The following is a 24,303-nucleotide window of genomic DNA, read 5'->3' on the forward strand; positions in this document are numbered from 1 at the left end:
AGGAATTCGGTCCGGAGAAGTTTGAAATCGTCGTGCCGTCGGTGAGCATTCTGGCCGAGCCGCCGGTCGCGGTGGTCGACAAGGTCGTCGACAAGCACGGCACGCGCAAGCTCGCCGAAGCGTATCTGAATTTCCTCTATAGCGAAGAGGGGCAGGAGATCGCCGCTCGCAACTTCTATCGTCCGCGCTCGAACAAGGTGCCGGCCGAGCTGACCGCGAAGTTTCCGAAGCTGAAGCTCTATACGATCGACGATTCGTTCGGCGGCTGGGCCAATGCGCAGAAGACCCATTTCGCGGACGACGGCGTGTTCGATTCGATCTACCAGCCGCAGTAAGCAAAGAGGGCGCCGAGGTTCGGACGCGGGAAGCATGGCTTCCCGCCGGTTTTTTTCCGGCGCGCTCCCCGGGCGCGCTGTGGGCCGGCCGGATCCGCTGGCGGCCGCGCGAGCAGGCATCAACTGACCACAGAGTATCGAGCATGACGACGTTCACCTTCCGCAAGCCGAGCGCATTGCCCGGCTTTGGCCTCACACTCGGCATCACGGTGGCTTATCTGAGCCTCGTGGTGCTGATTCCATTGGCGGCCACCTTTCTGAAGACCGCCACGCTCGACTGGGCGCAGTTCCTGCGCGCGGTCAGTTCGCCGCGCGTGCTCGCGTCGTATCGCCTGACGTTTTTCTCCGCGTTCGGCGGCGCGCTGATCAACGCGGTGTTCGGCTTTTTGGTCGCGTGGGTGCTGGTGCGGTATTCGTTTCCATTCAAGCGCATCGTCGATGCGGTGGTCGACCTGCCGTTCGCGCTGCCGACCTCGGTGGCCGGCATTTCGCTCGCGGCCGTGTACGCCGGTAATGGCTGGATCGGCCAGTTTCTCGAACCGCTCGGCATCAAGATCGCGTTCACGCCGGCGGGGGTGCTGGTCGCGCTGACGTTTATCGGTTTGCCGTTCGTCGTGCGCACCGTGCAGCCGGTGCTCGAGGAGTTCGAGCGCGAGCAGGAGGAGGCGGCGGCGTGCCTGGGCGCGTCGCGCTGGCTGACGTTTCGCCGCGTCGTGCTGCCGGGCGTGTTCCCGGCGCTGTTGACGGGTTTCGCGCTCGCGTTCGCACGCGCGCTCGGCGAATACGGCTCGGTGATCTTTATCGCCGGCAACGTGCCGATGAAGTCGGAAATCACGTCGCTGCTGATCATCACGAAGCTCGAACAGTACGACTATGCGGGGGCCACCGCGCTTGCGGTGGTGATGCTGGTCGTGTCGTTCGTGATGCTGCTGTTGATCAACACGCTGCAGTGGTACTTGCAGCGGCGCACGAGCCGGGGCGGCGCGGGGCCGGCACCGGCTGCCGCAACGCATGTCGCGGTGCCTGGAGGTGCGCAATGAGCCGCGCCATGACTCGGCCGAACGCTGCGCGCCGCCCCGATCCGGTCACCGAGCGGCCCGCGGTGCGCTGGCTGCTGACCGGCATCGCGCTGCTGTTTCTCGCGCTGTTTCTGGTCGTGCCGCTCGCCGCGGTGTTCTATCAGGCGTTGAACAAGGGGCTGCGTTTTTACTTCGAAGCGCTCGCCGATCCCGATGCACTGTCGGCGATCAAACTGACGCTGATCACCGCCGCGATCGCTGTGCCGCTGAATCTCGTGTTCGGTCTCGTCGCGTCATGGTGCATCGCGAAGTTCGAATTTCGCGGCAAGGCGCTGCTGACCACGCTGATCGATCTGCCGTTTTCGGTGTCGCCGGTGATTTCGGGGCTGATCTATGTGCTGATGTTCGGCGCTCAGGGCTGGTTCGGCCCGTGGCTCGAAGATCACAACGTGCAGATCATTTTCGCGGTGCCGGGTATCGTGCTGGCGACGATCTTCGTCACCTTCCCGTTCGTCGCGCGCGAGCTGATTCCGCTGATGCAGGCACAGGGCAACGATGAGGAAGAAGCCGCGCACGTGCTGGGCGCGTCGGGCTGGCAGATTTTCCGCCGCGTCACGCTGCCCAACGTCAAATGGGGTCTGTTGTATGGCGTCATTCTGTGCAATGCGCGCGCGATGGGCGAGTTCGGCGCGGTGTCGGTGGTGTCGGGCCATATCCGCGGGCAGACCGATACGATGCCGCTGCACGTCGAGATTCTCTATAACGAATACAACTTCTCGGCCGCGTTCGCGGTGGCCTCGCTGCTCGCGCTGCTCGCGCTCGTGACCCTCGGGCTGAAGCTGCTGGCCGAGCGCCATATGTCGGCGGAATCGTCGGCTGCCGGCGACGTGCCCGCGCATGCTGGGCCGGTACCATCGGCCGGCGCTTCGTCGTCGGGCGCCGCGGGCCCCACTGCGGCGCGATCCGCGTCACGCTCGTTTGTCGTCAACGCCACGCCAGCGTCGCAGCGACACCCGCTCAAGCAAGGAGAGCTGTAAATGGGTATCACCGTTCGGAACCTGAACAAGCGCTTCGGCGATTTCGTCGCGCTCGATAACGTGTCGCTCGATTTTCCGCCGGGCGAACTCGTCGCGTTGCTCGGACCGTCGGGCTGCGGCAAGACGACGTTGCTGCGCGTGATCGCCGGCCTCGAATACGCGGACGGCGGCCAGGTCGAATTGCAAGGTCAGGACGTCGCGTCGGTCGGCGCGCGCGAGCGCGAAGTCGGCTTCGTGTTCCAGCATTACGCGCTGTTCCGTCATATGACGGTGTTCGAGAACGTCGCGTTCGGCCTGCGCGTGAAGCCGCGCGGCGAGCGGCCGTCCGAGAAGGTGATCCGCGAGAAGGTGCATGAACTGCTCAGGCTCGTGCAACTCGATTGGCTCGCGCAGCGTTATCCGTCGGAACTGTCGGGCGGTCAGCGGCAGCGCATCGCGCTGGCTCGCGCGCTCGCCGTCGAGCCGAAGGTGTTGCTGCTCGACGAACCGTTCGGCGCACTCGACGCGAAAGTGCGCAAGGAATTGCGCAGCTGGCTGCGGCGTTTGCACGACGATCTGCATATCTCGACGATCTTCGTCACGCACGACCAGGAAGAAGCGCTTGAAGTGGCCGACCGCATCGTCGTGCTCAATCGCGGGCATGTGGAGCAGGTAGGCAGTCCGCAGGACGTGTACGACCACCCGCAGACACCGTTCGTCTACGAGTTTCTCGGTGCGGCGAACCGTTTGCACGGCAGTGTCGATGCCAGCGGTTTCGTCGTCGATGGCGCCGCGCTGCCGGTCGCGATTGCCGCGGACTTCAGCGGTCCGGCGTTCGCCTATGTGCGCCCGCACGATCTGCAGCTGTATCCGCAGGCGGCCGGGCATCGCGAAGGTATCGTCGTCGACGTGCGGCGCGTGGTGACGCTCGGCGGCTCGGTGCGCGTCGAGCTGGCGGGCCGCGACGGCAATCTGCTCGAAGCCGAACTCGATCGCGAGACGTGGCGCGATCTGCAACTCGCGGTCGGTGACGGCGTGAGCGCGGTGCCGCGCGCGTTGCGCGTGTTCCCGGCGCAATGACGGACGCGGGCGGCGCGCGAGCCGCCCGTTGCGGTATCGACATCCAGCCGAAACCCGAAGACTTCAATAACTCGACTCTCGGGAAACCGGAGACAACACCATGAATTTCCAGCAATTGCGCTTCGTGCGCGAAGCCGTGCGGCAGAACATGAATCTGACCGAAGTGGCGAACGTGCTGTACACGTCGCAGTCGGGCGTGTCCAAGCAGATCAAGGATCTCGAGGACGAACTCGGCGTCGACATTTTTATCCGCCGCGGCAAGCGGCTGACGGGACTCACGGAGCCGGGCAAGGCCGTGCATCAGCTGATCGAGCGGATGCTGCTCGACGCGGAGAATCTGCGCCGCGTCGCGCGCCAGTATGCGGATCAGGACAGCGGCCATCTGGTCGTGGCGACCACGCACACCCAGGCGCGCTATGCGCTGCCCAAGGTGGTCCGGCAATTCACCCAGGTGTTCCCGAAAGTTCACCTCGCGCTGCGTCAAGGCAGCCCGCAGCAGATCGCGCAGATGATCATCAACGGCGAGGCGGACATCGGCATCTCGACCGAAGCGCTCGATCGATTCCCCGACATCGTCACGTTCCCGTGCTATTCGTGGCATCACATCGTCGTGGTGCCGAAGAATCATCCGCTGGTGGGCCGGCCCAATGTGACGCTCGACGAGATCGCCGAATTTCCGATCGTCACTTACGACCACGATTTCACCGGGCGCTCGCATATCGACCAGGCGTTCGCGAAAGCGGGCGCATTGCCCGACGTCGTGCTGACCGCGATCGACGCCGACGTGATCAAGACCTACGTCGAGCTCGGCATGGGGGTCGGCGTGGTCGCGGCGATGGCCTTCGATCCGAAGCGCGACAGCGAACTGGTCGCGCTCGATACGCAGCATCTGTTCGAGGCCAGCACGACGCGTCTTGGTTTGCGCAAAGGGGCGTTCCTGCGCGCGTACGCGTACCGGCTGATCGAAATGTTCGCGCCGCAGTTGAGCGAGGCAGATATTGCGGCGCAGTTGCGCGAGGCGGCTTGAAGTCGAAGCATTAACCGATGGCATGATTTCGCGCGCGCGGCGTGAACCGCGTGCACGCTTTCACGCATGGCCGCACGTGGCGCGTCGCTTACAATCGTCGCCATGACTACCTCTTCCTCCTACCCGGTTTCTCCCGGCCCGAGCGCGACGCTGGCGCTGCCACGCATCGCCGTTCTGGCGACGGGCGGCACGATCGCCGGCGCGGCGGCGGATGTGACCAACACCTCCGGCTATCAGGCGGGCGTCGTCGGTGTCGATCAGTTGCTGTCGGCGGTGCCGGCGCTATCCACGGTCGCGCGGATCGCGCCCGAGCAGATCGCCAGCATCGACAGCAAGGACATGGCGTTGCCGCTGTGGACCACCGTTGCGCAACGCGTCAATACGCTGCTCGCCGCCGACGACGTCGACGGTGTGGTCATCACGCACGGCACCGACACGCTCGAAGAAACCGCGTACCTGCTGCACCTCACCGTCAAGTCGGACAAGCCCGTCGTGCTGACCGCGGCGATGCGCCCGGCGTCGGCGCTATCGGCCGATGGTCCGCTCAATCTGCTGAACGCGGTGACGGTTGCCGCGCATGCGGCCGCGCGCGGGCAGGGCGTGCTGGTCGCGTTCAACAACCGGATTCATAGCGCGCGCGACGTCGTGAAGACCAGTACCTATGCGGTCGATGCGTTCCAGTCGCCGGAGATCGGCGCGCTCGGCTGGGTGCAGGACGGCCGCGTCGACATCCAACGTGCGGTGGTGCGCGCGCATACGCTCACGAGCGAGTTCTCGATCGGAACCGCGTGGCCGGCTGTGGAAATCGTCGCGAGTTATGCAGGGGTGTCGCGCGTTGCGGTCGATGCGCTGGTTGCCGCCGGCGTGCGTGGCATCGTCGTGGCCGGAACCGGCAATGGGTCGATTCATCAGGCGCTGCAACAGGCGCTCGCCGAGGCCGCGTCGCGCGGGGTGGCGGTGGTGCGCTCGTCGCGCGTCGGCTCGGGGCATGTGATGCGCAATGGCGCGGCCGCCGACGACGCGCTCGGTTTCGTCAGCGCCGGAGCGCTGAATCCGTACAAGACGAGAGTGTTGCTGATGCTGGCGCTTGCCGCGGGCGTGACCGGCGCCGCGGCGTTGCAGAAGGTCTTCGATACCTATTGACCGCTTTGCTGCGCTCTGCGCTGCCGCAGACGCACGGCGGCAGTGCTGAAAGACAGCACGCTGAATCCGACAGCCGGACACCCGACGACGACGTCTGACCGACCAAGGCTTCCCCGGCGCCGCCGGGTGCCGCTGCGGACCCCACTTGCCGCCCTCAGCCCAGAGCGGCACGATTTGCCCGTTGCTCCGCGCAGTTCCCACGGGGCCAACAGGCGCCCCACCTGTGGCTGCCTTGACGCGGCTCACGCAGAAGCCGTCGTCACGGCCAGCTCGACCACCGGCAATTCAAGCCGCCTTCGCCTCATCGCCCGGTGCCTGCGCGACCTCATGATTGGCCATGATTTCGAGCGCCCGCACCATCGCCGAGTGATCCCATGCTTTGCCGCCGTTCGCCGCGCACACGCTGAACAGTTGCTGCGCGCTTGCGGTATGCGGCAACGCGATGCCGAGCTTGCGCGCGCCGTCGAGAGCGAGATTCAGGTCCTTCTGGTGCAGCTCGATCCGGAAGCCCGGATCGAATGCGCGTTTGGTCATGCGCTCGCCGTGCACCTCGAGAATTCGCGACGACGCGAAGCCGCCCATCAGCGCGCGGCGCACGCGCTCGGGATCCGCGCCCGAACGCGACGCGAACAGCAACGCCTCGGCGACCGCCTCGATATTCAGCGCGACGATGATCTGGTTCGCGACCTTGCAGGTTTGCCCCGCGCCGTTCTCGCCGATCAGCGACACGTTCTTGCCCATCAGGTCGAACAGCGGCCTGGCTCGCGCGAATGCCTGTTCCGGACCGCCGACCATGATCGTCAGCGACGCATCGCGCGCGCCAATTTCGCCGCCGGACACGGGCGCGTCGAGATAGTCGGCGCCGAGCGCGTTGATCTTCTTCGCAAAGGCTTGCGTGTCGAGCGGCGAGATCGAACTCATGTCGATCACGAGCTTGCCTTTCGTGAGACCGGCGGCGACGCCGTCATCGGCGAACAGCACGTTGGCGACGTCCGGCGTGTCCGGCACCATGATGATGACGATCTCGGCCGCCTGTGCGACCGCGCTCGAGTTCGCAACCACGCTGGTCATCTTCGCGATGTCGTCCGGCACCGGATAGGCGCCGTTCACGAACAGCGAGTGGCCGCCCTTGATGAGGTTGCGCGCCATGTGCGCGCCCATGATGCCGAGTCCGATGAAGCCGATCTTTGCCATGTGTGGAAGTCTCCTGGGTTGTAGGGTTGGTGCGCGCTGGCGGGCTCGGGCGATCTCAAGCGGCCGCGTGTGCGGCGCCACGCCGCTGTCCGGCAACGCTCTGCACCCAGCCGAGTCCAGCCTCGGTTGTGGTGCGCGGCTTGTATTCGCAGCCGACGTAGCCGTCGTAGCCGAGCGAATCGAGTAGCGCGAGCAGATACGGATAGTTGATTTCGCCGGTGCCCGGTTCATGCCGGCCGGGGTTGTCGGCAAGCTGGATGTGCGCGATTTTCGCGAGGTTCTTTTCGATCGTCGCCGCGAGTTCGCCTTCCATCCGCTGCATGTGATAGATGTCGTACTGCAGGAACAGATTGTCCGAGCCGACCGCGTGAATCACGTCTAGCCCGTCGCGCGAGCGGTTCAGCGCGAAGCCCGGAATGTCGTACGCGTTGCACGGCTCGACCAGCAGCTTGATGCCGGCCTTCTTCAGCTCGCGCGCGGCAAAGCGCAGGTTGTCGACGATCGTCGCGCGCGCCGTGTCCGCATCGAGGTTCGGGCCCGGAATGCCGACCAGGCAGTTCAGTTGCGGCACGTTCAATGCGCTCGCATAGTCGATCGCGCGGCCGACGCCTTCCTGAAACTCGGCGACGCGATCCGGCAGACACGCGATGCCGCGCTCGCCGGCTTCCCAGTTGCCGGCGGGCAGGTTGTGCAGCACCAGCTTGAGCCGGTGACGCTGCAATTGCTCGGCGAGATCGGCTATCGCATACGGATACGGAAACAGGAATTCGACGGCGTTAAAGCCGGCATTGGCCGCTGCGGCGAAACGTTCGAGGAACGGCACTTCGTTGAACAGCATGGTGAGGTTCGCTGCGAATTTCGGCATGGTGCTTGATCCTCTCAGGTCGGTCAGGGGAAGGGCGTGCACGCGCAACCGCATAGGCGCGCAAGCGGCGCGAGGGCGGCGGGTATAACCCGGCCCTCGCGCATTGCGCGCGCCGCGAATAAGGCGGACGCCTTGAAGGGGGCAATAGTCAGTCGAGCAGGCTGATCGCGGTCGGAGCGTCCTCGCGCGTCGCGGCCAGTTCCTCGAATTCGTTGACCGCGTCGATCTCGGTGCCCATCGAGATGTTGGTCACGCGCTCCAGAATCACTTCGACGATCACCGGCACGTTGAACTCGCCGAGCATCGCCTGGGCTTTTTGCAAAGCCGGCCTCAGTTCCTCCGGCTTGAAAACGCGAATCGCCTTGCAGCCGAATCCTTCGGCCACCGCGACGTGATCGACGCCATAACCGTTCATCTCCGGCGAGTTGATGTTCTCGAAGCCGAGCTGCACGCAGTAGTCCATTTCGAACGCACGCTGCGCCTGGCGGATCAGCCCGAGATACGAGTTGTTCACCACGACGTGCACGTACGGCAGCTTGAATTGCGCGCCGGCCGCGAGCTCTTCGATCATGAACTGGAAGTCGTAGTCGCCCGAGAGCGCGACAATCGGTCGTTGCGGATCGGCCGCGCGCACGCCCAGCGCCGCCGGAATCGTCCAGCCGAGCGGGCCGGCCTGGCCGCAGTTGATCCAGTTGCGCGCCTTGTACACGTGCAGGAATTGCGCGGCGGCGATCTGCGACAAGCCGATGGTGCTCACGTAGCAGGTATCGCGGCCGAACACCTGGTTCATCTCTTCGTATACGCGCTGCGGTTTCATCGGCACGTTGTCGAAGTGCGTCTTGCGCAGCATCGTCTGCTTGCGCTGCCGGCACTCGGCGACCCACGCGCTGCGGTCCTTCAGCTTGCCCGCGGCTTTCCATTCGCCCGCCACGTCGACGAACAGTTCGAGCGCGGCCTTCGCGTCGGACACGATGCCGAGATCCGGGCCGAACACGCGGCCAATCTGTGTCGGTTCGATATCGACGTGCACGAACTTGCGGCCCTTCGTATACACGTCGACGCTGCCGGTATGACGGTTCGCCCAGCGGTTGCCGATGCCGAGCACGAAGTCGGACGCGAGCATCGTCGCGTTGCCGTAGCGGTGCGAGGTCTGCAGGCCGACCATGCCGGCCATCAGCGGATGATCGTCGGGAATCGCGCCCCACGACATCAGCGTCGGAATCACCGGCACGCCGACGGTTTCGGCGAATGCCACCAGCAGGTCTTCCGCTACCGCGTTCAGCACGCCGCCACCGGAGACGATCAGCGGCCGCTCGGCGTCGTTCAGCAAGCTCAGCGCCGCTTCGATCTGTTTGCGCGTCGCCTTCGGCTTGTACACCGGCAGCGGCTCGTAGGTGTCGATGTCGAATTCGATTTCGGCGAGTTGCACGTCGATCGGCAGATCGACCAGCACCGGGCCCGGCCGGCCCGAGCGCATCAGATGAAATGCCTGCTGGAATACGCGCGGCACCAGCGCCGGTTCGCGCACGGTCACGGCCCACTTGGTGACCGGCTTCGCGATCGATTCGATATCGACGGCCTGGAAGTCTTCCTTGTAAAGACGCGCGCGCGGCGCCTGGCCCGTGATAGCCAGAATCGGGATCGAGTCGGCCTGGGCGGAATACAAACCGGTGATCATGTCGGTGCCGGCGGGGCCCGACGTGCCGATGCACACGCCGATGTTGCCCGGCCGGGCACGCGTGTAGCCCTCGGCCATGTGCGAGGCGCCCTCGACGTGGCGGGCCAGCACGTGGCTGATGTTGCCCGCCTTGCGCATTGCCGAGTAGAACGGGTTGATCGCGGCGCCGGGCACGCCGAACGCAGTATCGATACCTTCTTTTTCGAGCACCAGAACGGCGGCGTCGACGGCTCTCATCTTGGCCATGCATGTCTCCTCAATGTCGGTAATCGGGTCTGTTGGAGGACACTGTAGGCCTGTGATAAAGGTTTGATAAGATCAGCACGGGTCGCTTATTTCGAAACAAAAAGTATTGAATAGCTCGCGGCGCGACGGCCGGCGCGCCAGCTAGAAAGAAAAACAGCAGGCGGGAGACGAACATGGATCGCTTCAAACAGATCGAAACCTTCGTGCGGGTCGCCGAGGCCGGCAGTCTCGCGGCGGCGGCGCTGGAAGAGGGCGTGTCACCGGTGATTCTCGGCCGGCGTATCGATGCGCTCGAAAAGCGCCTCGGCGTGAAGCTGATGTATCGCACGACGCGGCGGCTGGTGGTCAGCGAGGACGGCGCCGCGTTTCTCGAACGCTGCCGGGGGCTGCTTGCCGAATGGGATCAGGCGGAAAACGAGTTGAGCGCGGGACGACGCGCGGTGAGCGGGCATCTGATCGTGTCGGCACCGGCCGCGTTTGGACGCAAGCACGTCGCGCCGCTCGCGCCCGCGTTTCTCGCCGGCAAACCGGAATTGCAGATGTCGTTCAACCTGACCGACCGGGTCGTCGATCTGGTGCGCGAGGGGTACGACGTGTCGATTCGCATCGGCGGCGCGGTCGATCCCAATTTCGTCGCGGTGAAGCTCGCGTCGAACCGGCGAGTCGTGTGTGGCACGCCGGAGTATTTTCGCCGCCACGGCAAGCCGAAAACGCTCGAAGATCTGCCGGCCCATAACTGTCTCGCGTTCAATCTGCAGGGCGGCCAGAACCGCGGCTGGTACTTCCGCCGTAACGGCAAGCTCGCCACGGTGCGGGTGGGCGGCACGCTGGACTGCAACGACGGCGAACTGCTGCACCGCTGGGTCTCCGAAGGGCTCGGGCTCGGCTGGCGCTCGACGTGGGAAATCCAGCAACAACTCGCGCGCGGCGAGCTTGAAACGGTGCTCGACGAGTACGCGCTGCCCGACTACGACATCCTCGCGGTCTATCCGCAACAGCGCTACGTGCCGGCCAAGGTGCGCTATTTCATCGATTATCTGAAAGAGGTGTACGCGAGCGGCGATTACTGGAGCCGGCCGTCGTACTAGCTGACGATAGCGGGGCCGCGCCGGTCTTTTTGTGAATTCGCGGGTAGCGAGGGAATAAACGCGCTCTGTGGCCGGTTATGTGGTGAAAGGAGCGTCGCGAACGACCGCGCGACGCGATCGACGAGCGCCACCGCACAACGCAGCCGCCATGCCCCTGGAGGGACCCACGTGGTCCAGACCGATTCAGACGCCACCCGCACGCGGCGCGATCTCGATGCCGATGCCGATGCCGCCAGAAGCCGCCGCTTCCAGCAGCTGGCGCTCCCGCATCTGGACGCCGCGTACAACCTGGCGCGCTGGCTGTGCGGCAACCCGCACGACGCCGACGATGTCGTGCAGGAGGCGTTCATGCGCGCGTTCCGCTTCTTCGATACGTTCCGCGGCGAGTCCGCGCGGCCCTGGCTGCTCGCGATCGTGCGCCGCACCTGGTACACGGAATGGCGGCGGCGCGCGCCGTCGCACGACATGCTCGAATTCGACGAAACGATGGACGAGGCGACCTTCGACGGCTGGAGCGCGGGCGGCGACGATCCGCAGGCGCTTCTGATCCGCGACGAGGATGCGCGGCAGGTGCATGACGCGCTGGCGCGCCTGCCGGTCGAGTACCGCGAGGTGCTGATCCTGCGCGAACTCGAGGAGATGGGGTATCGGGAGATCGCGGTGGTTGCCGATGTGCCGATCGGTACGGTGATGTCGCGGCTGGCGCGCGGCCGGCGCAAGTTGGCGCAGATGCTGATGGCCGAGCGTGGCGTGGGGACGCCGGCGGATTGCGGACGTGGGCAACGGGCTGGTGCCCGTAAGGCGACGCCCGAGGGCGGGGCGGCATCGATGTCGTCGATGTCCTCTGTGCCATCCGTGCCATCCGCGAGGCCCGCACGAAGTGGTGGCGAAGGCCGCGCCGCGCCGGCCGCGACCAGCGCACCCATGGCCGCGACGATCACACAACTGCGGACGTTCGCGGACGGCCGGCCCCTCAATATCCCCGGCGCTGCCGCGGAGTCTGCTCAGGAGACGCCGGATGGACTGTAACGAAGCTCGGCCGCTTCTCGATGCGAATGCCGATCATGAATTGCCGGCGCCGGATGCGCAGCGCGTGCAGCAGCATATCGCGAGCTGCGACGACTGCCGGCGCGCCAGCGACAATCTGCGCGCGCTGAGCGGGTCGCTGCGCGCGGCGCCGTATCACCGCGCGCCGGCGTCGTTGCGGGCGGCCATCGTCGCCGCGTTGCCCGCGGCGTTCGACGAAACGTCGGCGATGCAGGCCACGGCGGCGCGCAGCGATGGGTCAGCGGAGGCTGGCGGGTTCGCCGCCGCACCGCGCGCGGACATCGCGGCGCAAACGCCGCGGCGTCAGGGGCCACGGGCGTGGTGGTCCTCCCGGCTGAACGGATGGCTGCGTGGGTTCAGCGGTTCTGGAGGGGCAGAGGGCTCAGCTGGTTCAGGCGGTTCAGGCGGGCGAGGCGGTCGAGGCAGCTCGCCAGGTGCTTTCGCAGACTGGGGAGGTCTCGGCGCCCCGGTCGCTGGCGGCGCGGGACGCATGGTCACGCGCGGCGGGCTCGTCGCGCTGGTCATCGCGTTGTGCGCGGTGACGGCAGTGGTCACGCTGAATCTGCGTGGCACAGCCGAATCCACCCAGTTCACCGATGAGCTGGTGCAAAGCCATGTGCGCGCGCAGATATCGGGCCGCGACATCGACGTGATTTCGACCGACCGGCATACGGTCAAGCCATGGTTTAACGGCCGGCTCGATTATTCGCCGCCGGTCGAGGATCTCGCGGCGAGCGGTTTCGCACTGGAAGGCGGCCGGCTCGACTATCTCGCGCATCAGCGGGTCGCGGTGCTCGTGTACCGCTATGGCAAGCATGTGATCGATGTGTATGTGTTTCCGCAGCCCGCATCGGGCGGCACGGCTCGCGGAATCGACGGCGCGGTGCCCGCCGTGCTCGCGCACGACGGCTATTCGATCGCGCACTGGGATGCGCAAGGCATGACCTGGTGGGCGATCACGGACGCGGCACCCGACGCGCTCGGCGGCCTCGAAGCGGCGCTGAAGGCGCGCCTGCGCAGCGGCAGCCAGCGTACGGAGGCCGGTTAACGAGCGGCAACGGCGCGGGGAGACCACCTGGACCGAGAGGAGCGCGACGCCGGGCCAGCACCTTAGGACAGCAGCCGTGGGCTGGTCGGGCGGGGCTGCGCACGAGATGCGGCGCTCCGCCATCCCGCCTCGCCAACGCGTTTTTCGGCCGCCTCGCCGCCGGCCACCCGTAAATCCTTGAAAACACACCCGATTCGCGCGCCGGATTGGCGGTATATCTTGCAATCCGGCCCTCTTCGCGTTATATTCTTCGGCTTCTCACTTGCCGCACCGGTTCCGACGCCCGGGCGGCTTCTATCCAAAAGTCAGCACAAGGAGTGTGTAATGCGTCATTACGAAATCGTTTTTATCGTGCATCCGGACCAGAGCGAGCAGGTGCCCGCCATGATCGAGCGTTACAAGAGCACGATCACGTCGCACGGCGGTCAAATCCACCGCGTCGAAGACTGGGGCCGCCGTCAACTGGCCTACATGATCGAGAAACTCGCGAAGGCTCACTACGTCTGCATGAACATTGAATGCGACCAGACCACGCTCGACGAGCTGGAACACGCGTTCAAGTTCAACGACGCCGTTCTGCGTCACCTCATCGTCAAGATGAAGAAGGCCGAAACCGGTCCTTCGCCGATGATGAAGGAAGTGCAGCGCGAGGAAGCCAAGAAGTCGGCAGCCGCTCAGCCGACCGAAGCGCAGGCTTAAAACACGTTATTTAAGCTGCCAGACACTGCGCAGCGTCGTTTTCGCTCAGGTACACGAAGCTAATACAGGTACATGAACCGGCTGCAACTCACGGCGAGCGTCGTCGAACGCGAACCGGTGCGGTATACCCCCGCCGGCGTTCCGATTGCAAGCTGCACGTTGCTCCACCGCACGGAAGTCGTCGAGGCGGGCATTGCCCGTCAAGTCGAACTGATGATGCAGGCGGTAGCCGCGGGCGAGGCGAGCGGTCAGCTCGAAAGCTGTCAGATGGGCGTCGAAACGCTCTTCACGGGTTTTCTGGCGAAAAAGCACCGTAACGCGCGAACTCTGGTATTTCACATCACAGCATTGCAGGACATTGGAAAGGACTGAACATGCCCCGCCCGACTGGTAAGAAATTCGACAAACGTCGTCAGCAACAAAACCCGCTTTTCAAGCGCAAGAAGTTTTGCCGTTTCACGGCTGCTGGCGTCGAATACATCGACTACAAAGACATCGAAACGCTGAAGGACTTCATCGGCGAGAACGGCAAGATCACGCCGGCACGTCTCACGGGTACGAAGGCGCACTATCAACGCCAGCTGGACACGGCTATCAAGCGCGCGCGTTTCCTCGCGCTGGTGCCGTACACCGACCAGCATAAGGCCTAACCCGACGACGCGATAAGGAGCATCCGAATGCAAATCATTCTTCTGGAAAAAGTCGTCAATCTGGGCAACCTGGGCGATATCGTGAAGGTCAAGGACGGTTACGCACGTAACTTCCTGATCCCGAACAAGCAAGCTCGCCGTGCAACGAAGGAAGCGCTGGCCGAATTCGAAGTGCGCCGCGCCGAACTCGAAAAGGTCGCCTCTGAAAAGCTGGCAGCCGCTCAGGCTCAGGGCGAAAAGCTCGCAGGCCAGACGGTTCAGATCAGCCAGAAAGCCGGCGTCGACGGCCGTCTGTTCGGCTCGGTAACGAACGCCGACATCGCCGCCGCGCTCGGCAAGCAAGGCTTCGCAGTGGAAAAGGCGCAAGTGCGCCTGCCGGAAGGCCCGCTGAAGATGGTTGGCGAGCACCCTGTGCAGGTTTCGCTGCACACCGACGTTCTCGTCGATGTGACGGTGGCCGTGATCGGCGAGCACGTTTAAGCATCAGGCGGGATGAGCCAGCGCGTTGCTGGCGAAGAGCAGGGGCCGGGCAACCGGCCCCTGCTTTTTTGTGCCCGCTTTTTCCGTTTTTTCGCTCGCCGCAACTGACGGATTACCCGATAATTCCCCTCCATGAACGCACCGTCCAAAGATCCCCAACTCGAGTCGCTGAAAGTCCCGCCGCATTCGATCGAGGCCGAGCAATCGGTACTGGGCGGCCTGCTGCTCGATAACGCCGCCTGGGATCGCATCGCCGATTTCCTCGCGCAAAGCGACTTCTACCGCTACGACCACCGCATCATCTTCGAGCACATCGGCAAGCTGATCGCGGCAACGCGTCCCGCCGACGTGGTTACGGTGTATGAGGCGCTCGGCACGTCGGGCAAGGCGGAAGAGGTCGGCGGTCTCTCGTACCTGAACGCGCTCGCACAAAACACGCCGAGCGCGGCCAATATCCGCCGTTACGCGGAAATCGTGCGCGACCGAGCGGTACTGCGCCGGCTTGTCTCCGTCGCCGATGAAATCTCCGCGGACGCATTCAACCCGCAAGGCAAGGAAGTCCGGCAACTGCTCGACGAGGCGGAATCGAAGGTATTTTCGATCGCAGAAGACGGCGCGCGCGGCACCCAGGGCTTCCTCGAAATCGGACCGCTGCTCACCCAGGTCGTCGAGCGGATCGACACGCTCTATCACACCGCCAATCCGAGCGACGTGACGGGCACGCCGACCGGCTTCGTCGATCTCGACCGCATGACCTCGGGCATGCACGGTGGCGAGCTGATCATCGTCGCGGGCCGTCCGTCGATGGGTAAAACGGCCTTTTCGATGAATATCGGCGAATACGTCGCGGTGGAATACGGGCTACCGGTCGCGGTGTTCTCGATGGAAATGCCGGGTACGCAGCTGACGATGCGGATGCTCGGCTCGGTCGGCCGGCTCGATCAGCACCGCATGCGCACTGGCCGGCTGACCGACGAGGACTGGCCGAAGCTCACGCACGCCGTGCAAAAAATGAGCGAGGCGCAAATCTTCATCGACGAGACCGGCGCTCTGAACCCGATGGAACTGCGCTCGCGCGCGCGCCGGTTGTCGCGTCAGTGCGGCAAACTCGGCCTGATCATCATCGATTACCTGCAGCTGATGAGCGGTTCGTCGTCCGGCGAAAATCGCGCGACTGAAATCTCGGAAATCTCGCGTTCGCTGAAGAGTCTCGCCAAGGAGCTCGACGTGCCGGTGATTGCGTTGTCGCAGCTCAACCGCGGCCTGGAACAACGTCCGAACAAACGGCCGATCATGTCCGACCTGCGCGAATCGGGCGCGATCGAACAGGACGCCGACGTGATCCTGTTCATTTATCGCGACGAAGTCTACAACCCGGACAGCCCGGACAAGGGCACCGCGGAAATCATCATCGGCAAGCAGCGGAACGGCCCTATCGGCCCGGTTCGCCTCACGTTCCACGGCCAATACACGAAGTTCGACAATTTTGCCGGCGTGCAAAACTTCTACGGCGGCGACTGATGCACCCGGGCGCCGTCGCCGGTGCCGCGAGGGGGCGACGCGATGCCGCCGCTGTGTTGTAACGATGCTGTCAAAAGTGCGACATCGGTTACACGACGGTACAATGTGGCAGTTTTATGTCAGCCATCACGTGACCCATTTCCAGGATCCCAATGTTCGGTCGATTCATGCCCACCGAGGGCAAGTTCTTTGAAATCTTCAATGCGCATGCAACGTGCATTATCTCGGCGAGCCGCGAACTCGAGCTGCTGATCGACAATCTCCAGGACGCCGAAGTCCACAAGCAAAACGTGCAGAAGGCCGAAAAGGCTGCCGACAAGCTCACGCACGAAACGATCGACTTACTGCACAAGACCTTCATCACGCCGCTCGACCGCGACGAGATCCACAAGCTGATCACCACGATGGACGACATCCTCGACCTGATGGAGGACGTCGCCACCGCCATTTCGCTGTACGACGTGCAGGCCGTCACGTCGGAGGCGAGCCAGCTCGCGCATATCTGCACGGCGACCTGCGAGCGCGTGCAGTTCGCGGTAAGCCTTCTGTCGGACATGAAGCAAGCCAGCCAGATTCTGAAGGCCTGCGAGGACATCGACCGGCTCGAATCGGAAGCCGACCGCGTGCTGCGCGCGGCGATGTCGAAGCTGTTCCGCGAGGAAGACGACGTCAAGGTGCTGATCAAACTGAAGGCGATTTACGAACTGCTCGAAACGATCACCGACAAGTGTGAGGATGTAGCGAACATCATCGAAGGCATCGTGCTGGAAAACGCATAATGCACTCGATACAACTCGCTATCTGGGTCGTCATCGGCCTGGTCGCCATTGCGTTGGTATTCGATTTCATGAACGGCTTTCACGACGCGGCGAATTCGATCGCGACGGTCGTGTCGACCGGTGTGTTGAAGCCGCAGCAGGCGGTCGCGTTCGCCGCGGCGTTCAACGTGATCGCCTATTTCGTGTTCCATCTGAAGGTGGCGGCGATGGTCGGCAAAGGCACGATCGATCCCAACATCGTCGACCATTACGTGATTTTCGGCGCGCTAATGGGCGCGATCGGGTGGAACATCATCACGTGGCACTACGGCATTCCGTCCAGTTCGTCGCACGCGCTGATCGGCGGCCTCGTGGGCGCGGCACTCGCGAAGTCGGGCTGGGGCTCGCTGAATTGGGATGGCCTGATGAAGACCGTCGCGTTCATCTTCATTTCGCCGCTGCTCGGCTTCGTGCTTGGGTCGTTTTTCATGCTGCTGGTGTCGTGGCTGTATTTCCGCACGCCGCCGAGCAAGGTCGACCGGCGCTTTCGACGCCTCCAGCTGGTGTCTGCCGGGCTGTATAGCCTCGGCCACGGCGGTAACGACGCACAGAAGACCATCGGCATCATCTGGATGCTGTTGATCGCGACCGGTTTTGCGTCGATGAATGCGGACGCACCGCCGCTGTGGGTGATCGGCGGCTGCTATCTGTCAATGGGTCTTGGCACGCTGTTCGGCGGCTGGCGCATCGTGCGCACGATGGGTCAGAAGATCACCAAGCTCAAGCCGGTCGGCGGCTTCTGCGCGGAGTCGGGCGGCGCGATCACGCTATTTACTGCGTCGTGGCTCGGCATTCCGGTGTCGACCACGCATACGATTACCGGCGCGATCGTCGGCGTCGGGGCGACGCAGAAGCTGAGCGCGGTGCGCTGGGGCGTGGCCGGCAATATCGTATGGGCGTGGATTCTGACGATTCCGGCGTCCGCGGTGTTGTCCAGCGCTGCATGGTGGCTGGGTCACCACTTCCTGTAGTGCCGCGGTGTCACTTTCGCTCTGTACGCCCGCCGTTAATCTAGCCCGCTCTGCCTGACCGGCTTTCGCCTCTCTCATCGTTCCCATAGCGCGCGATTTCGCCGCCTCCGACGCGGCCGCACGCAAGTCCGATCGAAAGACCCCGATCAGATCAACGGTGCATTCGCGCCGTCCATCGGAATGATCGCGCCTGTCACATAGCTCGCGCGACGACTCGCAAGGAACAGCGCGACGTCGGCGATTTCGTCCGGCTTCGCGTAGCGCCCGAGCGGTATCTTGGCCTGACCGCGCGCGAGCGCTTCTTCGCTGCCGATGCCTTGCTGCGCTGCCTCGAGCTTGACCGCTTCCTCGACGCGCTCGGTCAGCGTCGAACCCGGATTGATTGCGTTAATGCGGATCCCGTAGCGCGCGTAGTAGTGCGCAAGGCCGACGGTCGCCAGCATCAGCGCCGCATTGGCCGCGCCCCCCGCGATATGGATGTCGCTGGCGATCTTGCCGCCCATGCCGATGATATTGACGATCGTGCCCGGCTCCGCGCCGCCGGCTTTGACGCGTTCAGCCATACGGCGCAACACTTCCTGTTGCGGATAGATATAGGGGAAATATTTCGCTTCCATCGTCGCGCGGAACGCGTCGGCGTCGAGCGTTTCCGGATCGTAGCGGCGCGCCGCGCCGGCGCTGTTGATCAGTACGTCGATTGGGCCGACCGCGCCGCTGACTTCGTCGACGATATCGGCGGCGCTGTGGGGTTCGTGCAGATCCGCCCGGGTGCGATGCACGTGGAACCCCTCCTGTTTCAACTGCTCGTACGCACGCGCCAGGTTCGCAGGGTCGCGCGAGACGATCGCGACTTTCGCGCCTTCCCGCGCGAAGGCGCGAGCGCAGGCGAAGCCGATGCCTTTGCTGCCGCCGGTGATCAAGACCACCTTGTCTTTCAACCCGAGTTCCATCGTCGCCACCCGCCGTCAGAAGAATATCGAAGACGATAGCAGATCGGCGCGATGGCGGTGGTCTGCGGCGGCCATTTCCGACGCGCGCAAGGGTGGCGGCCGGCTTCGCGCGCTGGACGCGAGGATCGGTGGCGCGCAGACCGGGTAGCGCGTGTATCGGGAGCGTGCGCGCGCGTCAGTAGTTGCCGTTCGCGAAGCGGGCGATCGGGTCGTCGTTCGTCTGCGTGGGCGCCGGGATGCCATGCGAGGCCGTCGAGGCGCGCACGATGCGCGTCTCGACGCCTGGTTCGGCTTGTTGCATCTGCCGAGCCTGCTGCGCCTGACGCGCAGCGATCGGAGCGGGGGGGGGTGGCTCGAACGCGTCGGCGGCGGCATCGATTGCGTCAGGCCGTGGGATCGCGCGAACGGCTGTCACCGGTTGTCCTCGCTCTACCGATTGTGCGGGGGACGGCATGTCGGCGTCGTACGCGCTGGCCTGCGCAGGCGGTGCGATGGCCGGCGTCACGGCACCCGCGGAGCGCGCCTGCATCCGCGCGGTGCTGATGCCCGGCGGAGGCGGCTCGAACGGGTCGGCCTGCGCGCCCGCCGCGCGGTTCGCGTTGGCGCTAGACGTTGCGCTTGCGGTGGTTTGCGGCTGGCTTGCCGTCGTCGATGGTGTGCTGGGAGCAGCTTCGGTGCGGGTAGCCTGCGAGCGGCCCGCTGGATAAACGGGCGCCGCCGTCTGCGTCACCGGCGATCGCGCATCCGCTAACGCCGCCGCGCCCGCATAAGCCGAAGCCATCGGCACCACTGCCGTTACGCCGCCTTCATGCTCCGTTTGCGGCGCCGCCGCCTGATAGCTCGGTGCATCGAACGGCGCTGGCGTCGCGGCTGGCGCCGCCACCCGGCGGATGCCGTCGAAGCGTTTCGCCCAGTAAGGGTTGGTCAGATAGTCGAGCCGCACCGTGCCGCCGGTCGATGGTGCATTGACGAAGCGCAGCTTGCCCACATAGATGCCGACATGCGAATGAGGACGCCCCGTCGTATTGAAGAAGATCAGATCGCCCGGCGCGATTTCGTCCGGTTCGATCGACTCGCCGCGCCCGCTCATCTCGGCGGTGGTGCGCGGCAGGTTTACCGATGCCGCGCGCAGCACCACATAGTGCACGAGGCCGCTGCAATCGAAGCCGCTATCCGGCGTATTGCCGCCCCATCGGTACGGCACGCCGACAAGGCTCATCGCCTGGATCGAGATTTCCTCTCGGCCAACGCTGTGATCGACGAAGTGGGGGAAGCCGGGCGGCGGCGCATGATACGCGCCATTCGCAACGACGATGCCGTCCGGCCCGCGCGAGCTCTTCTGTGGCGCACCGGCACAGGCGGCGAGCAGCAGGACGGTCAGCAGCGAAAAGGCGAGTCGGCGCATGAAGACGGAACGGGTGGTAAGCGCCCGTTTATTTACTCACTGGCGATGTCGCGATGGTAGCCGCCGAACATGGTCACGGCAAGAAATGTTGATAAATTACTTGAAGTATACGCGCTAAGTGTTGCCCGCGCGGAACGCCGAGGCGTGAAAAAGCCGCGGCCGGAGTGAACCGGGCGCGGCTGCAGCGAAAAAAAATGGGCGGATGCTTACAGAATTTCCGACGCGTAGTCGGCGAGGCGGGAACGCTCGCCACGCGCTAGCGTCACGTGCCCGCTATGGGCCCAGCCCTTGAAGCGGTCGACCACATAGGTCAGACCCGAGCTGCCCTCGGTGAGGTACGGCGTATCGATCTGCGCGATGTTGCCCAGGCAGATGATCTTCGTGCCTGGACCCGCGCGCGTGACCAGCGTCTTCATCTGCTTTGGCGTCAGGTTCTGCGCCTCGTCGATGATCAGATATTTGTCGACAAACGTGCGCCCGCGCATGAAGTTCATGCTCTTGATCTTCAGGCGCGAGCGGATCAGCTCCTGCGTCGCCGCGCGGCCCCATTCGCCTGCTGCGTCGTCGGTCTTTTGCAGCACTTCGAGGTTGTCGTCGAATGCGCCCATCCACGGCTGCATCTTTTCCTCTTCCGTACCCGGCAGAAAACCGATGTCTTCACCGACCGGCACCGTCGCGCGCGTGACGATGATCTCGTTGTAGCGCTTGTCGTCGAGCACCTGCGCGAGACCGGCGGCGAGCGCGACCAGCGTCTTGCCGGTGCCGGCCTGGCCGAGCAGCGTGACGAAATCGATTTCCGGATTCATCAGCAGGTTCAACGCGAAGTTCTGCTCGCGATTGCGCGCGGTGATGCCCCACACGTTGTTTTTGTGATGGCCATAGTCGCGCAACGTTTGCAGCAGCGCGGTCTTGCCGTTCAGCTCGCGCACCAGCGCGTGGAACGCGGGTTCGCCGTTCTGCGGCTCGAGATAGACGAATTCGTTGACCAGCATCGCCGCGCACAGCGGACCGGTCACGCGATAGTACGTGGTGCCGGTCTTGGTGTCCTGCCAGCTCTCCATGCCCTTTGCGTGCCTGGTCCAGAAGTCCTGCGGCAGCGCGCGAATGCCCGTGTACAGCAGATCGCTGTCTTCGAGTACCTGGTCATTGAAGTAGTCTTCGGCGGGCAGGCCGAGCGCATGTGCTTTGATGCGCATGTTGATGTCTTTCGACACCAGCACGACCTGGCGATCCGGGCGATCGCGCTGCAACGCGCGCACCACCCCGAGGATCTGGTTGTCGGCCTTGCCTTCTGGCAGGCCTTCGACTGGCTCGATCGCGGCCAGCCGCGTCTGGAAGAACAGACGCCCGGATGCCTCGCGGCTGCCGAGGCGGGCGAGCGAAATGCCGTCGGCCATGTTGCCGGCGTTCGCCACCAGCGCGTCGAGCGTGCGGCTCACCTGGCGCGCGTTACGCGCGACTTCCGACATGCCCTTCTTGTGGTTGTCGAGTTCCTCCAACGTCATCATCGGCAGGTAGACGTCGTGTTCCTCGAAACGGAACAGGCAGCTCGGATCGTGCATCAGCACGTTCGTGTCGAGCACGAAGAGCTTCAACACCTCCGACTGCGCGGCGCTCGAGCCGCGCTTTTTGCGGGAGGTGCCGGTGCCCGCCGTGGCGGGCGCGGCGGTCTCGGCCGCGGGCTGCTTCGCGGATGGCGCGCGCGCGACGGCTGGCTGAACCGCCTGCTGCGCTTCGGCCGCATCCGCATCGTGCTGCCCACGCGCGGCCGGCACCGGTTGCAGCAACGCGGCGGTCTGTCTGGTTTTGCGGCCGCGTGGCGCGGCGGTTTGCCCGGTTGCGTCAGGCGCCTCGGAAGCCGGCACCGGCCGCAACGTCGTGGCGGCGTTGGCAGCATGCGCCATTGGCGTGGCAACGTTGGCGCGGCCGTAGTCGGCCGACTCTGCGGATTCCCCTTCACGCGCCTGTTTTCTCGCGGCAGGGCGCGCGGGCGTGACGGCTTTAGCCTTGTATTCGTCAGGCGACAAAAGATTGCCGAGCTTGCTGGGGGGAGTAGGCAAAGGCATGGTTTCCCTCGAAATAATCGGGTCACATATCGTGCGCCGCCCGTCGCATTCTGCCGGTGCCTTCATCGGACATGCAGTTTGCGCGAGGCGACGCGCATTCGGTCTAGAGATGCCGGTTCGCCTGGTTTTCGATAGGCTCCTTGACTAAAGCGCGCAGCCGTCTGAACGAGCGGTCGCGCGCAATAAAAAAAGCCGCTGCCCCGGCATTCGGGGCAAGCGGCTCGGCTGCAGTGCTCAGGCTGCGGCTGACGATCCGAACGGCACCGGTGAATCCGGTCAAGCGGCCGTTAGCTCTCGCGCAGCGGAGAAAAATGTGGGGTGGACAGGCACTCATTGCGGGCCAATATAACGCGCATCACAGCGCTTGTACAGCCTCCAGGATGTCGTCGACGTGGCCCGGCACTTTTACGCCGCGCCACTCCCGGCGCAGCACGCCGCTGGCGTCGATCAGGAACGTGGAGCGTTCGATTCCCCGCACTTCCTTGCCATACATTTTCTTCATTTTGATGACGCCGAAGAGCGAACACAGCGTTTCTTCCGGATCCGAGATCAGCGGGAAGGGCAGTTCGAGCTTCGCCTTGAAATTGTCGTGCGAGCGCAGGCTGTCGCGCGATACGCCGATCACTTCCGCTCCTGCCTTCTTGAACTTCGGATACAGGTCGCGGAATTGCAGACCTTCGGTCGTGCAGCCCGGCGTGTTGTCCTTCGGATAGAAATACAGCACTACCTTCTTGCCCCGCAGCCCGGACAGCGTGATCTCGCCGCCGGTCGCGGGGGCGGTGAAGTCGGGGATGGGTTGGTCGACTGCGATGGACACGTGATTCTCCGGTTGTTGTGGCTGGCGCGCGCTGGCTGCCGCAGTGCCGGCCTGTCTGTCGTCGAGGTTTGTTGTTGTCGGGGACACGGGCGGCGCGCGGGTCGCTCGCGCCCGGCACTCGCGCGATTGTCTGGCACCCGCCGCGTTGCTGCCTCGCTGGTGGGGCGCACCGACCGAGCCGTTATTCCAATCGCCGGTTTGCAGCCGCCCGGCTCGCCTGACCGGTGATTACCGCAGCCGGCGGGTCACGGCTGGACGATCAGCTCGCCAGAACGCCCTGAAATTTCGCCCCACGTAACAGGGTACGATGGCAGCGTCGCGCGGTCTAGCGTGGCGTAGTAATCGCCCATCGTCGCAAACGTGTGGCCTTGGGCACGCCAGCCTTCCAGCAGTCGTTCGAACACCGGCGCCAGCTTTTGTCCTTCGAGTTCCGCGTGCAGCGTGAACACCTGATCGTGTGGATTGTTTTCGGTGTGTTTGAGCAGCCACGCGGCGACGTTGTCCGTATCGACACCATCGACGCCGAGCACTTCGTCGAGCGTCGGCAGCGTAGTCGGCATCTGCACGTGGCTAAGCGTTTTTCCATCGACCACCGGCAGATACGGCGAGTGGCCGCGACCGTCGGACGCGTAGTGCATACCCCATGCGTCGATCTGCTCGAACGCGTGGCCGTTCATCTGCCAGCCCGCCGCGCCGTGCGTGAGCGGCGGGCCGCCGAACACTTCGACGAAACGGTCATGGCTTTTTTGCATCTGCGCGCGGGTCCACGCGCGGTCTTTCGAGCGCACGTTGTCCTGCCAGTACACGTGGTCCCACGTATGGATGCCGCACTCGAAGCCTGCTTCGTGGATCGCCCGCATCTCGGCGGCGGCTTTCGCGCCGATGTCCGGTCCGGGCAGCAGCACGCCGTACATCAACTGCTTCACGCCGTAATGCTCGACCACCGACGTGCGCGACACCTTCTTCAGAAAGCCCGGCCGCAGCACCCGGCGCATCGCCCAGCCGGTGTGATCGGGCCCGAGACTGAACAGGAAAGTGGCGCGCGCCTTGAAGCGGTCGAAGATGCGGGCGAGATTGGGCACGCCTTCGCGGGTGCCGCGCAGCGTGTCGACGTCGATCTTCAGGACGATTCGAGCCAAG

24 protein-coding genes are annotated in these 24,303 nt (G+C 64.6%); 16 read left to right on the forward strand and 8 right to left on the reverse strand.

The features are described from left to right. From VGH68_RS24385 to VGH68_RS24410, 6 genes are all read left to right on the forward strand, one after another. The coding region (locus VGH68_RS24385; protein ID WP_331606276.1) for a substrate-binding domain-containing protein at positions 1 to 335 on the forward strand (335 nt) is incomplete at its 5' end. A gap of 143 nt (positions 336 to 478) precedes the next feature. Next, positions 479 to 1,375: a sulfate ABC transporter permease subunit CysT gene (gene cysT, locus VGH68_RS24390; protein WP_331606277.1), complete on the forward strand. Its 897-nt coding sequence runs from the start codon at positions 479 to 481 to the stop codon at positions 1,373 to 1,375. Positions 1,376 to 1,383: 8 nt separating this feature from the next. Beyond that, positions 1,384 to 2,391 carry a sulfate ABC transporter permease subunit CysW gene (cysW, locus tag VGH68_RS24395; protein WP_414696982.1) on the forward strand — a complete coding sequence of 336 codons (1,008 nt, stop codon included), beginning with the start codon at positions 1,384 to 1,386 and terminating at the stop codon, positions 2,389 to 2,391. Next, a complete protein-coding gene (locus tag VGH68_RS24400; RefSeq protein ID WP_331606279.1) occupies positions 2,392 to 3,450 on the forward strand; it encodes a sulfate ABC transporter ATP-binding protein in 1,059 nt (352 codons plus the stop codon). A 100-nt stretch (positions 3,451 to 3,550) separates the two neighbouring features. Further along, a complete protein-coding gene (locus tag VGH68_RS24405; protein WP_331606280.1) occupies positions 3,551 to 4,477 on the forward strand; it encodes a CysB family HTH-type transcriptional regulator in 927 nt (308 codons plus the stop codon). 102 nt (positions 4,478 to 4,579) lie between these two features. Then, positions 4,580 to 5,620: an asparaginase gene (locus VGH68_RS24410; RefSeq protein WP_331606281.1), complete on the forward strand. Its 1,041-nt coding sequence runs from the start codon at positions 4,580 to 4,582 to the stop codon at positions 5,618 to 5,620. A gap of 285 nt (positions 5,621 to 5,905) precedes the next feature. On the opposite strand, the gene VGH68_RS24415 is transcribed toward VGH68_RS24410, so the two are convergent. The 3 genes from VGH68_RS24415 to gcl form a co-directional block, all read right to left on the reverse strand. Beyond that, on the reverse strand, positions 5,906 to 6,814 hold the full coding sequence (locus VGH68_RS24415; RefSeq protein WP_331606282.1) for a 2-hydroxy-3-oxopropionate reductase: 909 nt from the start codon (positions 6,812 to 6,814) through the stop codon (positions 5,906 to 5,908). Positions 6,815 to 6,869: 55 nt separating this feature from the next. Further along, a complete protein-coding gene (gene hyi, locus VGH68_RS24420; protein WP_331606283.1) occupies positions 6,870 to 7,679 on the reverse strand; it encodes a hydroxypyruvate isomerase in 810 nt (269 codons plus the stop codon). A gap of 148 nt (positions 7,680 to 7,827) precedes the next feature. After that, positions 7,828 to 9,603 carry a glyoxylate carboligase gene (gene gcl / locus VGH68_RS24425; RefSeq protein WP_331606284.1) on the reverse strand — a complete coding sequence of 592 codons (1,776 nt, stop codon included), beginning with the start codon at positions 9,601 to 9,603 and terminating at the stop codon, positions 7,828 to 7,830. 173 nt (positions 9,604 to 9,776) lie between these two features. Here gcl and VGH68_RS24430 point away from each other — a divergent pair, with 173 nt between their 5' ends. The 10 genes from VGH68_RS24430 to VGH68_RS24475 all read left to right on the forward strand — a co-directional run bounded on the left by VGH68_RS24430 (position 9,777) and on the right by VGH68_RS24475 (position 17,925). Continuing rightward, positions 9,777 to 10,691, forward strand: coding sequence for a substrate binding domain-containing protein (locus tag VGH68_RS24430; protein ID WP_331606285.1), 915 nt, complete (start codon positions 9,777 to 9,779; stop codon positions 10,689 to 10,691). Positions 10,692 to 10,859: 168 nt separating this feature from the next. After that, a complete protein-coding gene (locus VGH68_RS24435) occupies positions 10,860 to 11,720 on the forward strand; it encodes an RNA polymerase sigma factor (RefSeq protein WP_331606286.1) in 861 nt (286 codons plus the stop codon). Then, positions 11,710 to 12,786, forward strand: a complete 1,077-nt coding sequence (locus tag VGH68_RS24440) for an anti-sigma factor family protein (protein ID WP_331606287.1) — start codon at positions 11,710 to 11,712, stop codon at positions 12,784 to 12,786. The genes VGH68_RS24435 and VGH68_RS24440 overlap by 11 nt, the downstream gene beginning before the upstream one ends. 324 nt (positions 12,787 to 13,110) lie before the next feature. Then, the gene (gene rpsF, locus VGH68_RS24445; RefSeq protein ID WP_013089311.1) at positions 13,111 to 13,485 is read left to right on the forward strand and encodes a 30S ribosomal protein S6; all 375 of its coding nucleotides are present in this window, start codon (positions 13,111 to 13,113) and stop codon (positions 13,483 to 13,485) included. A 72-nt stretch (positions 13,486 to 13,557) separates the two neighbouring features. Beyond that, entirely contained in the window at positions 13,558 to 13,857 is a 300-nt protein-coding gene (gene priB, locus VGH68_RS24450) for a primosomal replication protein N (RefSeq protein ID WP_331606288.1), read from the forward strand. Positions 13,858 to 13,859: 2 nt separating this feature from the next. Beyond that, a complete protein-coding gene (gene rpsR / locus VGH68_RS24455) occupies positions 13,860 to 14,135 on the forward strand; it encodes a 30S ribosomal protein S18 (protein WP_013588504.1) in 276 nt (91 codons plus the stop codon). A 27-nt stretch (positions 14,136 to 14,162) separates the two neighbouring features. Further along, positions 14,163 to 14,615, forward strand: coding sequence for a 50S ribosomal protein L9 (rplI, locus tag VGH68_RS24460; RefSeq protein ID WP_331606289.1), 453 nt, complete (start codon positions 14,163 to 14,165; stop codon positions 14,613 to 14,615). Positions 14,616 to 14,747: 132 nt separating this feature from the next. Next, positions 14,748 to 16,136, forward strand: a complete 1,389-nt coding sequence (locus tag VGH68_RS24465; protein ID WP_331606290.1) for a replicative DNA helicase — start codon at positions 14,748 to 14,750, stop codon at positions 16,134 to 16,136. A gap of 152 nt (positions 16,137 to 16,288) precedes the next feature. After that, the gene (locus VGH68_RS24470; protein WP_331606291.1) at positions 16,289 to 16,915 is read left to right on the forward strand and encodes a DUF47 domain-containing protein; all 627 of its coding nucleotides are present in this window, start codon (positions 16,289 to 16,291) and stop codon (positions 16,913 to 16,915) included. Continuing rightward, the gene (locus tag VGH68_RS24475) at positions 16,915 to 17,925 is read left to right on the forward strand and encodes an inorganic phosphate transporter (protein ID WP_331606292.1); all 1,011 of its coding nucleotides are present in this window, start codon (positions 16,915 to 16,917) and stop codon (positions 17,923 to 17,925) included. The genes VGH68_RS24470 and VGH68_RS24475 overlap by 1 nt, the downstream gene beginning before the upstream one ends. Positions 17,926 to 18,071: 146 nt before the next feature. On the opposite strand, the gene VGH68_RS24480 is transcribed toward VGH68_RS24475, so the two are convergent. The 5 genes from VGH68_RS24480 to VGH68_RS24500 all read right to left on the reverse strand — a co-directional run bounded on the left by VGH68_RS24480 (position 18,072) and on the right by VGH68_RS24500 (position 24,302). Then, positions 18,072 to 18,875: an SDR family oxidoreductase gene (locus VGH68_RS24480; protein WP_331606293.1), complete on the reverse strand. Its 804-nt coding sequence runs from the start codon at positions 18,873 to 18,875 to the stop codon at positions 18,072 to 18,074. Between the two features lie 175 nt (positions 18,876 to 19,050). Then, positions 19,051 to 20,280 carry a C40 family peptidase gene (locus tag VGH68_RS24485; protein WP_331606294.1) on the reverse strand — a complete coding sequence of 410 codons (1,230 nt, stop codon included), beginning with the start codon at positions 20,278 to 20,280 and terminating at the stop codon, positions 19,051 to 19,053. A gap of 206 nt (positions 20,281 to 20,486) precedes the next feature. Then, on the reverse strand, positions 20,487 to 22,346 hold the full coding sequence (locus VGH68_RS24490; protein ID WP_331606295.1) for a PhoH family protein: 1,860 nt from the start codon (positions 22,344 to 22,346) through the stop codon (positions 20,487 to 20,489). Between the two features lie 355 nt (positions 22,347 to 22,701). Then, entirely contained in the window at positions 22,702 to 23,163 is a 462-nt protein-coding gene (locus VGH68_RS24495; protein ID WP_331606296.1) for a peroxiredoxin, read from the reverse strand. 245 nt (positions 23,164 to 23,408) lie between these two features. Continuing rightward, on the reverse strand, positions 23,409 to 24,302 hold the full coding sequence (locus VGH68_RS24500) for a polysaccharide deacetylase family protein (RefSeq protein ID WP_331606297.1): 894 nt from the start codon (positions 24,300 to 24,302) through the stop codon (positions 23,409 to 23,411). Between the last annotated feature and the right edge of the window lies 1 nt (position 24,303).

Origin of the sequence: Paraburkholderia sp., from assembly GCF_036488505.1 — a bacterium.
GTDB lineage: Bacteria > Pseudomonadota > Gammaproteobacteria > Burkholderiales > Burkholderiaceae > Paraburkholderia.

What these genes read in the sequence shown, in the direction of transcription:
- VGH68_RS24470 (WP_331606291.1), top strand. Translation starts at nt 16,289, where the DNA reads ATGTTCGGTCGATTCATGCCCACCGAGGGCAAGTTCTTTGAAATCTTC.
- cysW (WP_414696982.1), top strand. Translation starts at nt 1,384, where the DNA reads ATGACTCGGCCGAACGCTGCGCGCCGCCCCGATCCGGTCACCGAGCGG.
- VGH68_RS24410 (WP_331606281.1), top strand. Translation starts at nt 4,580, where the DNA reads ATGACTACCTCTTCCTCCTACCCGGTTTCTCCCGGCCCGAGCGCGACG.
- rplI (WP_331606289.1), top strand. Translation starts at nt 14,163, where the DNA reads ATGCAAATCATTCTTCTGGAAAAAGTCGTCAATCTGGGCAACCTGGGC.
- VGH68_RS24465 (WP_331606290.1), top strand. Translation starts at nt 14,748, where the DNA reads ATGAACGCACCGTCCAAAGATCCCCAACTCGAGTCGCTGAAAGTCCCG.
- VGH68_RS24490 (WP_331606295.1), bottom strand. Translation starts at nt 22,346, where the DNA reads ATGCCTTTGCCTACTCCCCCCAGCAAGCTCGGCAATCTTTTGTCGCCT.
- VGH68_RS24400 (WP_331606279.1), top strand. Translation starts at nt 2,392, where the DNA reads ATGGGTATCACCGTTCGGAACCTGAACAAGCGCTTCGGCGATTTCGTC.
- cysT (WP_331606277.1), top strand. Translation starts at nt 479, where the DNA reads ATGACGACGTTCACCTTCCGCAAGCCGAGCGCATTGCCCGGCTTTGGC.
- VGH68_RS24480 (WP_331606293.1), bottom strand. Translation starts at nt 18,875, where the DNA reads ATGGAACTCGGGTTGAAAGACAAGGTGGTCTTGATCACCGGCGGCAGC.
- VGH68_RS24440 (WP_331606287.1), top strand. Translation starts at nt 11,710, where the DNA reads ATGGACTGTAACGAAGCTCGGCCGCTTCTCGATGCGAATGCCGATCAT.
- VGH68_RS24485 (WP_331606294.1), bottom strand. Translation starts at nt 20,280, where the DNA reads ATGCGCCGACTCGCCTTTTCGCTGCTGACCGTCCTGCTGCTCGCCGCC.
- VGH68_RS24405 (WP_331606280.1), top strand. Translation starts at nt 3,551, where the DNA reads ATGAATTTCCAGCAATTGCGCTTCGTGCGCGAAGCCGTGCGGCAGAAC.
- VGH68_RS24430 (WP_331606285.1), top strand. Translation starts at nt 9,777, where the DNA reads ATGGATCGCTTCAAACAGATCGAAACCTTCGTGCGGGTCGCCGAGGCC.
- rpsF (WP_013089311.1), top strand. Translation starts at nt 13,111, where the DNA reads ATGCGTCATTACGAAATCGTTTTTATCGTGCATCCGGACCAGAGCGAG.
- VGH68_RS24475 (WP_331606292.1), top strand. Translation starts at nt 16,915, where the DNA reads ATGCACTCGATACAACTCGCTATCTGGGTCGTCATCGGCCTGGTCGCC.
- rpsR (WP_013588504.1), top strand. Translation starts at nt 13,860, where the DNA reads ATGCCCCGCCCGACTGGTAAGAAATTCGACAAACGTCGTCAGCAACAA.
- priB (WP_331606288.1), top strand. Translation starts at nt 13,558, where the DNA reads ATGAACCGGCTGCAACTCACGGCGAGCGTCGTCGAACGCGAACCGGTG.
- hyi (WP_331606283.1), bottom strand. Translation starts at nt 7,679, where the DNA reads ATGCCGAAATTCGCAGCGAACCTCACCATGCTGTTCAACGAAGTGCCG.
- gcl (WP_331606284.1), bottom strand. Translation starts at nt 9,603, where the DNA reads ATGGCCAAGATGAGAGCCGTCGACGCCGCCGTTCTGGTGCTCGAAAAA.
- VGH68_RS24415 (WP_331606282.1), bottom strand. Translation starts at nt 6,814, where the DNA reads ATGGCAAAGATCGGCTTCATCGGACTCGGCATCATGGGCGCGCACATG.